13 protein-coding genes are annotated in these 14,993 nt (G+C 43.3%); 4 read left to right on the top strand and 9 right to left on the bottom strand.

Annotated elements, in window-relative coordinates:
- Positions 1-126: 126 nt before the first annotated feature.
- The 3 genes from BM043_RS03720 to BM043_RS03710 are packed head-to-tail and all read right to left on the bottom strand — an operon-like array spanning position 127 to position 3,787.
- Entirely contained in the window at positions 127-1,218 is a 1,092-nt protein-coding gene (locus BM043_RS03720; RefSeq protein ID WP_092788960.1) for an alpha/beta fold hydrolase, read from the bottom strand.
- Positions 1,215-2,423 (bottom strand): TPR end-of-group domain-containing protein, encoded by a 1,209-nt coding sequence (locus BM043_RS03715; RefSeq protein ID WP_092788958.1) that lies wholly within the window; start codon positions 2,421-2,423, stop codon positions 1,215-1,217. The genes BM043_RS03720 and BM043_RS03715 overlap by 4 nt, the downstream gene beginning before the upstream one ends.
- A 14-nt stretch (positions 2,424-2,437) precedes the next feature.
- The gene (locus tag BM043_RS03710) at positions 2,438-3,787 is read right to left on the bottom strand and encodes a DUF418 domain-containing protein (RefSeq protein WP_092788956.1); all 1,350 of its coding nucleotides are present in this window, start codon (positions 3,785-3,787) and stop codon (positions 2,438-2,440) included.
- A gap of 116 nt (positions 3,788-3,903) precedes the next feature.
- Between BM043_RS03710 and BM043_RS03705 the strand changes: the two genes are divergently transcribed.
- Complete coding sequence (locus BM043_RS03705; protein WP_092788954.1) at positions 3,904-4,806, top strand: hypothetical protein; 903 nt, start codon at positions 3,904-3,906, stop codon at positions 4,804-4,806.
- Position 4,807: 1 nt separating this feature from the next.
- Here the strand turns inward: BM043_RS03705 and BM043_RS03700 are convergent, their stop codons facing one another.
- Together BM043_RS03700 and BM043_RS03695 are read right to left on the bottom strand one after the other, a co-directional pair.
- Entirely contained in the window at positions 4,808-5,554 is a 747-nt protein-coding gene (locus tag BM043_RS03700; RefSeq protein WP_092788952.1) for a response regulator transcription factor, read from the bottom strand.
- Positions 5,555-5,584: 30 nt separating this feature from the next.
- Complete coding sequence (locus BM043_RS03695; RefSeq protein ID WP_245752928.1) at positions 5,585-6,340, bottom strand: response regulator transcription factor; 756 nt, start codon at positions 6,338-6,340, stop codon at positions 5,585-5,587.
- A gap of 196 nt (positions 6,341-6,536) precedes the next feature.
- On the opposite strand from BM043_RS03695, the gene BM043_RS03690 reads away from it, so the two are divergent.
- On the top strand, positions 6,537-8,840 hold the full coding sequence (locus BM043_RS03690) for a TolB family protein (RefSeq protein ID WP_092788950.1): 2,304 nt from the start codon (positions 6,537-6,539) through the stop codon (positions 8,838-8,840).
- Between the two features lie 492 nt (positions 8,841-9,332).
- Here the strand turns inward: BM043_RS03690 and BM043_RS03685 are convergent, their stop codons facing one another.
- Entirely contained in the window at positions 9,333-10,550 is a 1,218-nt protein-coding gene (locus tag BM043_RS03685) for a voltage-gated chloride channel family protein (RefSeq protein ID WP_092788948.1), read from the bottom strand.
- A 128-nt stretch (positions 10,551-10,678) separates the two neighbouring features.
- Here BM043_RS03685 and BM043_RS03680 point away from each other — a divergent pair, with 128 nt between their 5' ends.
- On the top strand, positions 10,679-11,569 hold the full coding sequence (locus tag BM043_RS03680) for a TIGR01777 family oxidoreductase (RefSeq protein ID WP_092788946.1): 891 nt from the start codon (positions 10,679-10,681) through the stop codon (positions 11,567-11,569).
- Between the two features lie 102 nt (positions 11,570-11,671).
- Here BM043_RS03680 and BM043_RS03675 read toward each other — a convergent pair whose 3' ends face one another.
- The 3 genes from BM043_RS03675 to BM043_RS03665 form a co-directional block, all read right to left on the bottom strand.
- Positions 11,672-11,845 (bottom strand): PLDc N-terminal domain-containing protein, encoded by a 174-nt coding sequence (locus tag BM043_RS03675; protein ID WP_092788943.1) that lies wholly within the window; start codon positions 11,843-11,845, stop codon positions 11,672-11,674.
- Position 11,846: 1 nt separating this feature from the next.
- Positions 11,847-12,005, bottom strand: a complete 159-nt coding sequence (locus BM043_RS19845) for a PLDc N-terminal domain-containing protein (RefSeq protein WP_377901404.1) — start codon at positions 12,003-12,005, stop codon at positions 11,847-11,849.
- Between the two features lie 62 nt (positions 12,006-12,067).
- The gene (locus BM043_RS03665) at positions 12,068-12,325 is read right to left on the bottom strand and encodes a PLD nuclease N-terminal domain-containing protein (protein WP_092788939.1); all 258 of its coding nucleotides are present in this window, start codon (positions 12,323-12,325) and stop codon (positions 12,068-12,070) included.
- Between the two features lie 95 nt (positions 12,326-12,420).
- On the opposite strand from BM043_RS03665, the gene BM043_RS03660 reads away from it, so the two are divergent.
- Positions 12,421-14,976, top strand: a complete 2,556-nt coding sequence (locus BM043_RS03660) for a M14 family metallopeptidase (protein ID WP_177188417.1) — start codon at positions 12,421-12,423, stop codon at positions 14,974-14,976.
- The last annotated feature ends 17 nt before the right edge of the window (positions 14,977-14,993 follow it).

Here is a 14,993-nt window from a genome sequence, read left to right as displayed (position 1 = left end):
TTTTGATTTTGGTTTTCTCTTTTCTATTTCAAACATATATCTGCTTGTTTGTGACCTGATAGTTCGTTTAATATTTTCTCAAAAGTCCTTGAATTATCTTAATATCCCTGAATTCAGGGATTTTACTTAATCCAATTCCTTTAAAAACTCAATTAGATCTCCCAAAATCAATTCCGGTGCATCCCGATAGGCATAATCAACCACAATGGGTGTATCCAGTTTCACCAGCTGTGCATTTGCCCCAAAGGCTTTTTTCATCCGATCCTGAGCGGCAATCAAGGCCGGATAAACCGTCTCGATTTGAAAATCCAGGACCTCACGCTGCATCACCGTATCTGCTGCGAGTTTGTAAAAAAAGGCTCTTGCGCTGGAATCCTTCATCCGGTCAAACTGCGCAGCCCGATATTCCGGATCAGTAACCCTGCGGTCTAAATCATCCCGAAAAGGGGAAGGGGGAAAACTTTGCCGCACCTCATCCATCAGCGGAGAACCTGCCACCAGCAAGGCGGCCACATCCTTTTCATACCCTAATCGTCCATCCTTATTGGTGAAAAATAAAGCCGGTACATTAATGATAATATCTTCAGTAAAATGCTTTGGGCGATAGGTTGATCGGGCTGCCAATATCTCCTCTGCCTTGTTTTTTCTAGAGTTGCTCTGTTTCCCACCTTCATTTAATGCATCAATAGGGTCTTCTGAATAGGCGTAGCGGGTGTACATTTTATTTGTCTGATGGGGATCCTTTTCGTTCATGATGTCCCAAACCCAAGGCGTAGAAAGTCCCGACAGGTACACCACTCCTGCAACACGGTTTGGATAGTTTTCTGCCAAATAGGTGATTTCCGCTGTTGCAGAAGAATTTCCAATAAAGACCGCCTTCTCCAGTTTTAATGCATCCAAAAATCCAATCAGGTAATCGCCCTGGCTGGGCACATCATAGCGATCTCCTTCCGACTTGCCGTAACCGGGCATAGTAATAGCAAACACTTGGTTGTTATCATTCAAAAATGGTCCAAAATCCCGATAGACTTCGGCATTCCAGGTACCCGATGGGATAAGAATTACCGGTATGCCTTCGCCGCCGAAGTCGAGGTAATGGATGTTGTGATCTTTGACATTAATGAACTTTTCAGTGAATGAAACCGAAGTTGATTCTTGTGAGTATAGAGACAATGAGGCTACTAAAAAGCAAAAGATTAAAAATAAGGGCTTTTTCATTTTCTTATCGAGTTAATTTTTTCAGTATCAGTTATTACGAAAGCACCAATTTGCTGTAGCAATGTATTGAATTGGTCTGTCTCTTTTACAGATTCGAAAAGTGGGTTACGCTTGAGCCATTCTGCATCTCGAAAGCCTTTTTCAACAGCTTTCGATAAATGTTGCATTGCTTTTTCATTGTTGCCTTCTAAGGCATAAACCGCAGCCAAATCGAGCTGTACGCCATAGCCTTCATTGCCTTGCGCAAGGAGTGCTTCGGCTTTTTTCTGGCTTTGTGATAGCGCAGTTTTAGATTCAATATCTTTTCCTGCTTTCTGCTGTAAAAGGGCCATTAGGGTGGTAAGCTGATAGCCAAACACCTGGGGTGGTACCCAGTAATTGTGGGTTTCTTCCAGAAATAAATTGAGGTCTTCCAGTGCTTCTTCATATTTTCCTAGAAATACTCCCAATTGTGAAGCAAAAAGAAAAGAACTGAGATGCATCCGGTTTTCAGCGTAATAGCGCCTTTTTCTAAACAGTTCATATTGTTCCGTGGCTTTAGTGTTTTGGTTGGTAGCTAGGTATAAATGCGCCAATTTGTAATGGGCATCCAAGTCAATATTTTTGGCAGAGGAAATGATTTTTTGATAACAATGTTCAGCTTCTTCGTAAAACCCCAATGTATAGGCAACAACTCCATGATACCGAAGCGCCCAAGAAGCATCCGGATAGGCTGTAAAGCTAGCATCTGACCATTTGTATGCTTCTGTTAAACGGCCCTCGTTTAGGTTATTAAAGCTTAGGCCTCGCGAAATTGTAAGTGTTGTATTTAATGCATATTGATAATTTCGACTTGAAGCAATCTTACCATTGAGAAAATCCTGTAAAGCCGCAAAGGATAAGGCTTCAGGTGATTCCGGATCCAATTCCAGGGCTTTTTGAGCCGCTATTTTTGCCGAATCCGCAAAAACCTCCTTTTTGGGATGCGGCATTTGTGATTTAGTATTGTAGGCTTTTCCAATCAAGACCCAGGCTGGTGCAAATTGCTTGTCTTGTTTTAAAAGTTCGCGGGCTTTGATTAACAGTGAATCTGGATTTTCAATAGCGCGAACCTCGGTATAGGATTGATAGGTGCTAGTTTGACTTACATTTTTAGATTTATCTTGAGCTTTTAAGGCCAAAGAGCAAAGGGTAAAAAGGATGAGTAAGGTTTTTGATTTATGCATACTTGAAAACTCGTTTAAATTTCCTTCCTCCTAAACGGCTGCATTCGTCCATAAGTCAGGCTTCTCCACCCCCATTCCAATGGACCAAAGAGGAATTTCTTTAACCAAATCGGACTGATGACTAACTGAAAAACCCAAATTCCCAATACCAAAAAATAGAGTTGATAATATTCCCATTCGGCATACTGATTCAGTCCATAGCCATAAAAAACTAGGGTACAAATAACTGAATGCATTATATAATTGGTAAAAGCTAATTGGCCCACTGCCCGAAGACCGTTCATCAAGCGCTTCAAATATCCTTTTTGATACAATAAAATCACCGTAGAAACATGCACCATCATAATCAGGATCCTTTGGAAATCATATATCAAATCCACCCAGTTAATGGAATGCTCCTCAATAAATTTCAACCCGGCTTCCACATTGGGAAAGTGAATGGTATTGTAGATAAAGGAGAAGATGACCAAAGGCAGGCCGATTCCATAGCCAATCCAAATGGTTTTTTTGTATTGCGCTTGAGTCCATTTCATGGTCAGGAATCCCCATTTAAAAAGAGCGATTCCCAGCATCATCAAGGCCAGCATATCCCAAATCGAAAAAATCAAAAATTTAAATTGCCCGTCCCAGGCTTTTGGTCGAAGGTGACGCGCAACCTCTGAATAACTTCCCTTCATCAAAGCTGTATTTTCAGCCACCTCTTCAGGATTAGGAATGTATTCCCGCTGAATTTCCTTCCAAGTTTCAATAGCAGCAGTTTGTGTGTCAGTAAGTGCTGAGCCTTGCTCTTGTAAAGAATTTGCTTCTTTATATTCTAGGTATTTACCTCGAATATCTTGCATGAAAAGGGTATTGGCCACAAATCCAATAATCGCCACGATAGGCACTCCCAAAGCCAGGTATTTGGGTTTCATCTTTCGGAAAAGGTAAGCCAGCATCCCGATCAAGCCATAGAAATACAAAATATCTCCCACCCAAAGTAGTAAATGGGCATGGGCCAGACCAAAAAGGGTCAGCCAAATCATCCGCTTGTAAAATAGCCAGGTAACTGATTTTCCGGTTTTCTCTTTCTTACTGGTGAAAAGGATGATTCCAGCCCCAAAAACCAAGGAAAAAAGAGCCCGCATCTTTCCTTCAAAAAAGATGATATTGACCGCATGCGTCCAAAAATTAACGTTGCCGGTATCCTGAACCCAAGGCTCTGTGAAATATTCAGGCATGGAAAAAAATGGGATATTGAGAATCAAAATCCCCAAAAGCGCCACTCCTCTGATGATATCGATGATATCTATTCTATCGGTAAGAACGGCGGGTTTGGGAGCCTCATTGATTTGTTCGACTTCCGTATTGCTTGGTAGATTCATAGGCAAAATTTTTTGTCTTCAAGTTTTACCTAATAATGCATAAAATCAATCCCTGAATTCAGGGATTGTGGAGGACACTTCCTTGACTTATTTTTAAAAATCTCAATTTCACCAAAATGAAGCCACTTCCATTCCTCTTTTTTATTCTATGCCTGGCTAATTTCATTCAAGCCCAATCGACATGGCCCGACATCAGCAAGCATCAGGGTTTAAATTTAGTTTCGGAAGCAGATAACATCACTGTCTTTACCTCTGAAAATGCCCAAGTGGATGATCATACACTAAACCTGCTCTGGGATGCTAAACGCTATTTTGATCAGGTTTTTGGGATGGATTTTCCGGTTTCGATACTTTTTGTCTCCAATTCTGAGTGGAATGATTATGCTTACTTTCCGCCACCAGGCATGCCGCAGGCTTGGGCAGGCAATATATTTTTGGGAAATGAAAAATCAATAGTAGCCATCCAAGCCGAGCAACAGCTCCAAAATCTACCTGCTGAGCAATTAAAAGAACTGCAAAGTCATTTTGGCGATCCATTGAATATGGATTTATTTTATCGAAATAATGTAGCGGTGCATGAATTGGGGCATTTGTATCATTTTTTTGAAGCGAGCAAACCCCAAAAAAGATGGCTTCAGGAGCTTTTCGCTACCTACGCAGCACGGAACTTTTTAGTAAAATCTCATCCCAAAATGGCTAAAGCCACGGCAGCTTATGCTGAAGTTGGTTCGGAAGCTCATTTTCCATTCATTAAACATACTTCTTTGGAAAAGTTTGAAGAACTGTATCTGCCCGGATTGGGAGCGCAAAATTACGAGTGGTTTCAGTTTCAATTGTTTAAAAAAGCGGTGAAGCTGCAAGAAAAATTCGGAGAAAAAGGACTGATCGAATTGCGGGTATTTCTGATCCAAACTGATTTGACGGAAACCGAAAAAATGGATTATGCTCAACTTCAAAATCAGCTTGAGGAACAATTGGGTATCGATATGGCTGAACTACTTTTGAGTTGGGGGTATTAAATCAAATCTGATTGAACTTATAAACCAACTCGGCAGTATTCTTCGCCTCCAGCTTATGCAAAAGATTTTTGCGATGGGACTCTACCGTATTGAAACTGATATGCAGCTGCTCGCTGATACTTTTGGTGGAATGTCCTTGAGCCAAAAGCTTAATTATTTCAGACTCCCTTTGAGAAATTTTTCGAATTGCAGAAAGGCTTTTAAATCGCTTCTGATTATCCTGGATATAGGCAGTTTTGATTCGTTTGAATTGTTTAAGGATTGTCTCTTCATAAAGAGGAGAACTTTTGATGCTTTCAAGTTTAATCCAAGAACCTAGAACAAGATAAGAAACTGGATGGGATTGCCTCGCATCAAGCAAAATGCCTTGATATCTCACAGGGACTTGAATTTGATCTTGGTTTAGAATAGCCGCATCCACTTTTAAGAAAACATGAGAATTAAGGTATTCAGGGCCTTCTTCTATTTTTTTTGCCTGATTGTCCAATGAGGAATAAATGTTTTCAAAATGATTTTCAGGAATGATTGTTTGTAAAAAAGCCACTCCTTTTTCCTCAAATAAGCTGTACGGATGACCAAGAATATTCTCAACAGATCTACTGATATATAAATAGTCATGGGTGTACAGCCAAAATAAGCCGAAATAGGAATCCGGCAGCTCCTCAAGTTGGTACTGAGCATCTAAGACCTGACTCTTCAGGTTATCATTCTTGATTTTTAAAGCTTCATGTAAATATCCGAATACCATAAATTTGATAGCAATAGCCTAGTAAAAACACTACCCGATACTTCTGAACTTATACACCAGCTCAGCGGTATTCTTTGCCTCCAGCTTATGCAGGAGATTTTTGCGATGGGACTCTACCGTGTTGAAGCTGATATGAAGCTGTTCGCTGATGCTCTTGGTAGAGTGCCCCTGGGCGAGCAATTGGGCCACTTCCTTTTCCCGATCGGAGATTTTGTTTTTGACTTTGAGAAAGGCAAAGCGCTCTGGCTTGGATTGAAAATAAACCTGCTTGATTGCCTTCAGCTTGCTTCTTAATTCCCTTTCCAACTGATGCACTTCCTCGGCTGATTTATCCCGGGTGTCGATCCAGGAGCACAGCACCAAATAGGAGATGGGGTCAAATATTTTTTCATCCAGCAAAACCGCATTGTAATTGACTGGGATTTCCTGCTTTTCAGGATCATAAACGGCTGCTTTGATTTGCAAAAATTCATCAGCAAAAAGATGCTTGGGATGATTTTTTATCGCTTCTGCCTGAGCATACATGGTTTGGTATATGTTTTCAATCAGCGGTGGAGGAATAATCCCGGTGAAAAAGACCATCCCATGCTTTTCAAAATTCCTAAAAGCATGTCCAGTCACCTTTTCGATACTCGGGCTGATGTAGAGGAAGTCATGGGTGTAAAGCCAAAAAAGGGCAAAAAAAGTACTTGGGATTTGCTCTAAATCCATTTGCAACTGATCAATTTTTGATTTTTCCGGCTCGCCAAAGACGCCAAGAGCTTCAGAAATGGATAAAAAACACATAGCTAGCTGAATTAAAGCATCCGTTAATTTCTCAGTAAAATCTAATCTAACCCAAAAAAGTTATATTTCCTGAGAGAAAAAAGAAGAATCATGATTTCTTATCCCTGAATTCAGGGATTGAAATCTAAGGATATATACCAGATCTTGATTTTAAATTAGAGAATACCCCTCAATTCAACCCTTACCCCTCTGCTCCATGCGAAAAGCTATTTTCTTTTTGATCCTGATTTTCTTGGGCTCCTTCTCAGTTCGAGCACAAGACCGCGTGTTTTTCAGTTCGTTCTCCCCCGAAACTTGGGAGATTTATGTATCAAAAGATGATGGAAAGAGCTTTCAAGCGATTACGGATCATTCGGCCTTGGATTATGATGCCGTGATTTCCCCGGATGAAGAGTGGATTGTGTTTACCTCGGAGCGAAGTGGAATTCCACAGCTCTATGTGATGCCCTTGGACGGGAGTGCCGAGCCCAAACTTTTGATCCAATCGGATTCCTTTCAGGACCAGGCTGCATTTTCCCCCGATGGCGCTCAACTCGCCTTTGTGGCTTCCCATGAGGGAAATGCAGAGATTTATTTGATGGACTTTTTGCCGGATTCTTTACAGGATATTTCAGCAGCCAAGAATCTCACCCTTCATCCCGGAGGAGATTTTCGCCCCAGCTTTTCTCCTGACGGAAAGTTTTTGGCTTTTTCCAGTGATCGGGGACATGCGATACGTCCGCACCGGGTTTTTCCTTTTGCTATGGATCGGATTGGGGACATCTACAAGCTCGAATTAGAAACCGGAAATCTCGATCGTCTGACCGAGGAGGAGGCCTGGGACGGAAGTCCAAAATGGTCCGCGGATGGGAAAGAAATCTATTTTTACAGCGAAAGGAAAAACAATCAACCGGCGATTTTCAAGATGAAAGCCGATGGATCGGAAGTGCTCCAACTCACCGACTCCAGCCATGTAGGACTTTCGCCAGAATTGATTTCTGAAGGCAGATTAGCTTACACAACAGTAAATCAGGAGACAGATCGAGTGTATCAACTCACCTTGGATATCAATTCGCAAGAGCTGGATACTCTTTATCGAGGGGAATTGGATCTATTTAATCCAAATCGAAGCAAGTCCGGGCTTTGGGTGGCTCATGGTGCCAAAACAGCCCAAGAAGTCGAGAGTAATAAGGGAGGTTTTCCGGGCAGTTTGATCGGAGCTGGTTTTCCTATCCTCAAAAATCAAGATTCTTTACAGCTTGAGCTTACGGCCATTCGCCGTGCATTTGCGGCTCCTCCGGACCCAAATGGCCCCTTCTTGGTATTTGATTATTTTGATCAGGCAGATCCGACAAAGATCTTCATCGACGGAGCCACATTTTGGGTATGGATCGCTTTGATCTTGGTTATCCTAAGCCTGGGAATGCTGATTCGGGGAATTTATTTGGGAATTCGAAATCGAAGGAAAATCCCTTTTTGGAAATTTTTGCTTGTAGTTTTGGGCGGATTAATCGGACTAGTGGCAGCACTGGGCGTTTTCTTATTCTTCTTCTTAATAGATTTTATGATATTTGATTACTTGCCCTTTGCTGCTTTTGGCTTGTTTTTGATTTTGGGAGGAATGGCCTTGGTGTTTTATTTCAAATGGAAAAAAGTAGCCAATTCCAATGCCTCCCAGAGCATTTTGACTGCTTATCTTTTCCGTACGTTTCTGATCTTATCCATCCTCTGCATTTACTTGGGCTTCTTTGCAGGCTATTTCTTTCAGGTCCAAGCAGAGCTGTATCGTGTCAATTATCAAACGCTGGAATCTGAACGAATTCATACTATTCTACCCCAGTCAGGCGTGCACCCTGCCTTTGGGACGGTCATCGACTTGAAATACCTGCCTGATGGTTCCGGGTTGCTTTTTACTACGGGGCCATTCCGGGGAGATAAGGGAAGCAAAGCCACAGTTTGGACGTATGATTTTGCAAGCAAAAGCCAGGTAAATCTCACTCAAATGGATAATAACAGCGGTTTTGGAGATTATTCAGCGGCAAAAGACAGACTGGTTTTCCGTAGTAATCGGGATGGGAATTTTGACATATTTGTAAAAGAACATGGAGTACTCACGAACCTGACGAAAAGCCCTAGTAGGGAAAATTTCCCGGTGATTTCTCCCGATGGAAATAAGATTGCTTTCGTGGGTGATCAACACGGAAAAGATGTGGGAGGTGGTATCAAAACCATGGACATCTATCTGATCGAGCGAAACGGTGATGCTTGGTCGGCGCCCAAGCAAGTCACATTTACCCAGAGCCAAACGGGCCATCCCCACTTTTCACCGGATGGAGAGTGGCTGATCTATACCACGGAGGAATATGGGATCAATGATGAACAGCCGCTTTCGCAGAGTTTTATTTTTTCTCCCCAGATGTATGGGGAAATCGTGGCGCTCCGGCTTCTGGACGGCAAAAAAGTCAAACTCACCCACAATAAATGGGAAGAAGGCGCACCGCTTTGGGTGAAGGGAATCTAAGCTATTCGAGATTTGCGATCTCGAATATCCTATCGTAGGATTTTAAATCCGAATAACTGAAATAGATCGCGCTTTCAGCGCTCTGGCTCCCTATCGCTGATTTCTAAACCCCAAATTGCATTTGGGGCTTGTAAAGAACGCGCCTTCAGCGCTTTGATTAGTCGGATTACTGACGCCTAGGGCTGTGTCTCCACAGCCCAATCGCAGGAAAATCATAATTGGAATTCAAGATTTATGGTCTGAAAATCCTTTATTTTAATTTCATTTATCAGTCCAGGACTTTACGAAAAACATCAAATCACAACTCGCTCAGTTCATCAGTTAAACAGTTCATCAATTCCCCAACCTCCGCGTAAATCAAAAATCGTAAATCCTTTCGCCTCTTCAGCGTTTTTTCTGTCTACTGAAAACTGCCACTGCCTACGGTTGGTCACAATCGCCATTCACCATTTATCATTGGATATTCATTATTTTTTCCCAATTACTGGAGGGTCAGTAAAACCAGCTCTTTTTCCAGCCCAAGTCTTGAGAGGAGTAGATACTGCCTCTCCCGCTGAAAACGTAGGCAATTCCGCAAGATAAGGCCAGGAAAATCCCCGCTTCGTAGCCAAAAAGCTCCATACCCATCACCGTGCAGGCCATGGGGGTATTGGTAGCACCCGAAAATACCCCAACAAAACCCATCCCGGCCAGCAAAGCCAAAGGCAGAGGAATCCAAGCGGATAAGGCATTTCCCAAAGTAGCTCCGGTAAAAAACAGCGGAGTGACTTCTCCTCCCTTAAACCCCGCTCCTAAAGTAAAGCCGGTCAACCCTGTCTTCGCCAACCAGTCGTACCAGGGTAAAGGCGTTTCAAAGGCCTCCACAATTCGGGGAACCCCTAAGCCAATGTAGGTCGTACTGTCCGAAATCCAGACAAATAAAGCGATCAGCAGTCCGCCTATGAGCGGTCGAAATGGAGGCCAAGAGATTTGTTGGGAAAAAAGTTTGGAAAAAAAATGGGTGCACTCGGCAAATAATCTGCCGGATAGTCCGAAGACAATGCCCGCTGGAATTATCCAAGCCAAATTGATCCAGGTATGCGGGGCGATTTCAGGAATTTCGTAATGCGTATGCGCCACTCCCCAAATAATAGCGCATATCCAATGTGCGATCCAAGCTGTCCAAAATGCAGGAAAAAGGGATTTCCAGCGAAATTTTCCCTGATGCATCCACTCCAATGCGAAAATCGCCCCGGCCAGGGGTGTACCAAAGACCGAAGCAAAACCCCCTGCCACGCCCCCAATCAAGTGAATTCGACGATCTTCTTGACTGATAGCGATCCATCTGTTGAGTTGATCGGCAAGTGATCCGCCCATCTGCACAGCTGTGCCTTCCCGTCCGGCTGAGCCCCCAAAGAAATGCGTGAAAATCGTCCCAAATAGCACCAAAGGCGTCATTCTCAAGGGAATGGGGTGCTGAGTTTGATAGAGTTCGTCAAGCAATAGATTATTGCCCTTGACTGAGTTTTGGCCGATTTTATAGTAAGTCCAACCGATCAAAAATCCCCCCAAGGGAAGGAGGGCGATGATCCAAAGATTGGCCTCTCGGAAATTGGTCGCCCAATCCAGGGCAACAAGAAAAAAAGCCGAGGCAGAACCCGAAAGTAACCCAATGAACAAACCTCCAAGGAGCCATCGGGAAAGGTAGGAAAGGTAGAATTGGAAGTTCAAAATAGCTTAACTTAGGGAATCGTGCCAAAATAGGTATAGATATTGAATTTTAGAATTAAGGGGATCGGAAGATTGAAGTGTTTTCAACCTTTTATTATTCCCCGAGTTATCAACAGAACTCAACACACATGGAAAATATACTTATCACCGGAGGTTCTGGTTTGATCGGAACTAAAATCACTCAGCTATTAGAGGCCAAAGGTTATGCGGTCGCTTGGTTGAGTCGGAGTACACAAGATCAAAAATCATTTATTTGGGATATCAAAAAGCAGGAAATTGACGCAGAAGCCATGGAATGGGCAGATGCAGTCATCCATCTTGCCGGAGCAGGAGTAGCGGATAAACGCTGGACTCCGGAGCGAAAGCAGGCAATTTTACAATCGCGTACTCAAAGTACCGCATTGCTGTATCGTGCAATCGAAAAAGCAGAAAAAAAACCCTTGACTTTTATATCAGCTTCTGCAGTTGGATACTATGGGTTCAATACCGGGGCTAAACTAGTGGACGAGTCTACTCCTGCAGGAAATGATTTTTTGGCGCAGGTGGTGACTGCGTGGGAAGATGAGGTCAAAAATATCGAGACTTTGGGCTTGCGTACGGTGATGCTTCGGATCGGCATTGTACTCGATGCAGAGGGTGGAGCTCTGGGCGAAATGCTGAAGCCGCCAGTTGCTGCACCCTTAGGTTCGGGCGATCAGTGGATGTCCTGGATTCACATTTCAGATCTCGCACGGATGTTTGTATATGCTTTGGAAAAGACCACTCTTCAGGGAATTTACAATGCCGTGGGACCCAATCCGGCAACCAATCAGCAGCTCACCAAGGAAGCGGCGAAAGCTAAGGGCAAACCATACTTGGGAATTGGGGTGCCGGGATTTATGCTCCGCCTTATTTTAGGAGAGATGGCGGCTATGGTACTGGGAGGAAATCGAGTTTCTAATCAAAAAATCCAAAAGGCGGGATTTGAGTATGAGTCTGAAAGCTTGCCGGAAGCTTTGAGGGATCTTTTTCGGTCTTAAGTATAGTAGAGGGTGGTTTTTAGCCACGAATTCACGAATAATTCATGACAAGCAAAACGTATAAGCGCTCATACTTGAATAAATCCAAGCCCAATTTTTAACTCAAATCCTTTTGCCCCTTCCCACCAAAAACCATAAGATCGTTCCCAAAAGAGGAACTAAAATCACAATTAAAATCCAAATGATTTTGTCGTTGCTATTGGCAAAATTACTGATGACTACATCGTAAATCGTATAAGCGTAGATGGCGAGTCCGATTATTCCAAGTCCAAACATATCAATAGGCTTTTATTTTAGAATTTTTTCCCAAAATCAAATAAGCAATCGGCCCCAAGACCTGGGCAAACAGAATTATCAGAATCCAAATGAGTTTCATATTTTGGTCTTTGAAATCGGACCGGAGGATATCAATCAGACAATATAGCCATAGGACCATATAAAGGACTCCAAAAATTAAAATTGTCCCTCCTCCCATGTTCATAAGAAATGACAGCATATTTATTGGTTTTTTGAGTGAAAATCAGGTTTAAAATCTCTCCTCTTTCTTGCCCTTCTCCCCATGGATAAATACAAAAATGTCCCGATAATGGGTGCGAATAGTATGATCAAGATCCACATCAGACGCTCATGGGCTCCCCTGAATTCATTTCGCAAAACATCGATCAGGGCATAGACCCAAAATCCAAGGTACACCAGCATGGACAATTGCCAAATCCAAAGTCCTGTTGATAAGCTTCCGGGTGAAATTAATTCCATATCGTTTCTTCAATTATTTTTACCACTGCTCTAAAATAGCTTTTTTTGAAAAAAATTAGTAAGAATTTAGTCGAAAGTTATAATTCCCTATGAAAATGAAAAGAAGTTTTATCCTGCTTTGCCTGACTTTGCTGTATAGTGCCAGTTTTGCCCAGGTGGATATGAGTTATTATTTGCCGGAAGGCTATACTTACAATCCCGACATTCCCACACCCAAAGAAGTACTTGGTTATGAGGTCGGTGAGTGGCATGTGACCCATGATCAGCTCGTCATGTATATGAAAGCCGTGGCGGAAGCTTCGGATCGGGTGGTTTTTGAGGAAACAGGCAGAAGCTATGAAAAGCGCCCTCAGACACTTCTGACGATCAGTTCCCCGGCAAACTTGGGAAGACTGGACCAAATCAAGGCAGATCGAAAAAAACTTCGGGACCCCAATGCTTCGATAGACATCGAAGCCATGCCGGTAGTGATGTTTATGGGCTATTCGGTACATGGGAATGAAGCGAGTGGAGCCAATGCCTCCCTTCTTGCAGCCTATCATTTTGCTGCCGCCAATGAAATCGAATCGGAGTTGGAAAATATCGTCTTGCTCTTGGATCCAGCGATCAATCCAGACGGATTGAATCGATTTGCTTCCTGGGTCAATTCCCACAAGGCCTACAATCTCAATGGTGATCCTAATGGCCGTGAATACAATGAAGCTTGGCCTCGCGGACGAACTAACCACTATTGGTTTGACCTGAATCGGGATTGGCTGCCAGTTCAGCATCCTGAATCCAGAAATCGGGTAAAAGTGTACCAAAGCTGGTTGCCCAATATCCATTTGGATTTCCACGAAATGGGAACCAACAGCACCTTCTTTTTTCAGCCAGGAGAACCTTCTCGGACCCATCCCTTGACACCAGAGCGCAATTTTGAATTAACGGAGAAAATCGGACGATATCATGCCAAAGCCTTGGATAAAATTGGTTCCCTATATTACAACCAGGAGAATTACGATGACTTCTACTACGGAAAAGGCTCGACCTATCCGGATGTGCAAGGCTCAATCGGGATTTTATTTGAGCAAGCCAGCTCCAGAGGTCATCTTCAGGAATCGGCCAATGGTATGCTGAGCTTTCCTTTCACCATTCGCAATCAGTTTACGGCTAACCTTTCTTCATACGAGGCGGCTAAAGAAATGCGGGTCGAACTCAATCAGTTTATGAAGGATTTTTACACCGAAATCAAAACAGAAACTGATGCCGACGTCAACAAGGCCTATATTTTTGGCAGTCGCGAGGATGATGCCAGAAGCTTCCATTTGGCAGATTTGATCTTGCAGCACGACATCAAGGTATTTAGTCTAAAAGAGGATATTTCTGTAAATGGGCGGGAATTTAAAAGTGAAAATTCTTACATCGTCCCTGCCGATCAGCCCCAGTATCGCTTGATCAAAGCCATGTTTGAGACCCGGACTGAATTCCAGGACTCGCTATTCTACGATATCTCAGCTTGGACCTATCCGATGGCTTTCAATTTGGATTATATGGCTTTGAATAGCCGAATCCTGAACTTGGCCAGCGTGGAGGAAATCAGCAAAGATAATTTTTCACTTGCCCCCGGTCAGGTAATCGGAGAGGCCGGTGCCTATCAATATGCCATGGAATGGACAGATTATTATTCGCCAAAAGCAGCGTATAAATTGCTTGAGGAAGGTTTCCGTGTCAGAGTGGCCAATGCGCCTTTTTCCACTCCAGAGGGAAAGGAATTTGGTCGGGGTACAATTTTGATTGACAAAGGAGAAACCGGACATTCTGACCAGGCCTTTTTCCAAAAACTCGAGGAAATCGCCCGTCAATCCACTGTGGATATTCATGCAATATCGACGGGATATACCTCTGGGATCAATATGGGATCTACTTTTATCTCTGTTCTCGACAAGCCTGAGGTAGCTCTTTTGGTGGATGGAGGAGTAGATAGCTATGAGGCAGGAGAGATTTGGCATTTGCTTGATCAGCGCTATGAGTTGCCAGTAACCTTGCTGCCGATGGATCGAGTGAGTAGTTCGGTGATTGATCGATACAATTTCATCTTGATGCCGGATGGCCGCTATAATGAACTGGGTAAATCCGGTGCGGAAGCGATCAAAACCTGGGTGAGCAGGGGGAATACTCTAGTCGCAAAAGGCGGGGCATTACGATGGTTGGCACAAAGCGAAATTGCAGATATCAAATTTAGATCGGTGGACAATGATGAAAAGGGATTGCAAAAACCCTATGAGATCTTCCGTGATGCCACAGGGGCAAAAGTGACAGGAGGAGCCATCTTCAATGCAACCTTGGATTTGACTCATCCTATTGGCTATGGCTATGCTGATTCTACGATTCATACCTTTAGAAATGACAACTTATTTGTGGAACCTTCGACTAATCCCTATGCAAATCCGCTGGTTTACACCAATGAACCATTGGCTTCCGGTTATTTGCACCCCAGCAATTTGCCGGGTATCCAAAATGGTTCCGTGATTCAAGTAGCCGGAGTGGGCGGAGGTCGTGTGGTCGCTTTTGCCGATAATATGAACTTCCGGGCATTCTGGTTTGGAACCAACAAACTCTACATGAATGCGATCTTCTTTGGTCAAGTGATCAATGGAGGCACTACCCGCTAAATCATTTCGAATCCCGA

The sequence above is a fragment of the Algoriphagus hitonicola genome (assembly GCF_900113375.1).
GTDB lineage: Bacteria > Bacteroidota > Bacteroidia > Cytophagales > Cyclobacteriaceae > Algoriphagus > Algoriphagus hitonicola.
The sequence above is the reverse complement of the archived record's forward strand: the minus strand, read 5'-3'. Positions and strand labels throughout refer to the sequence as shown.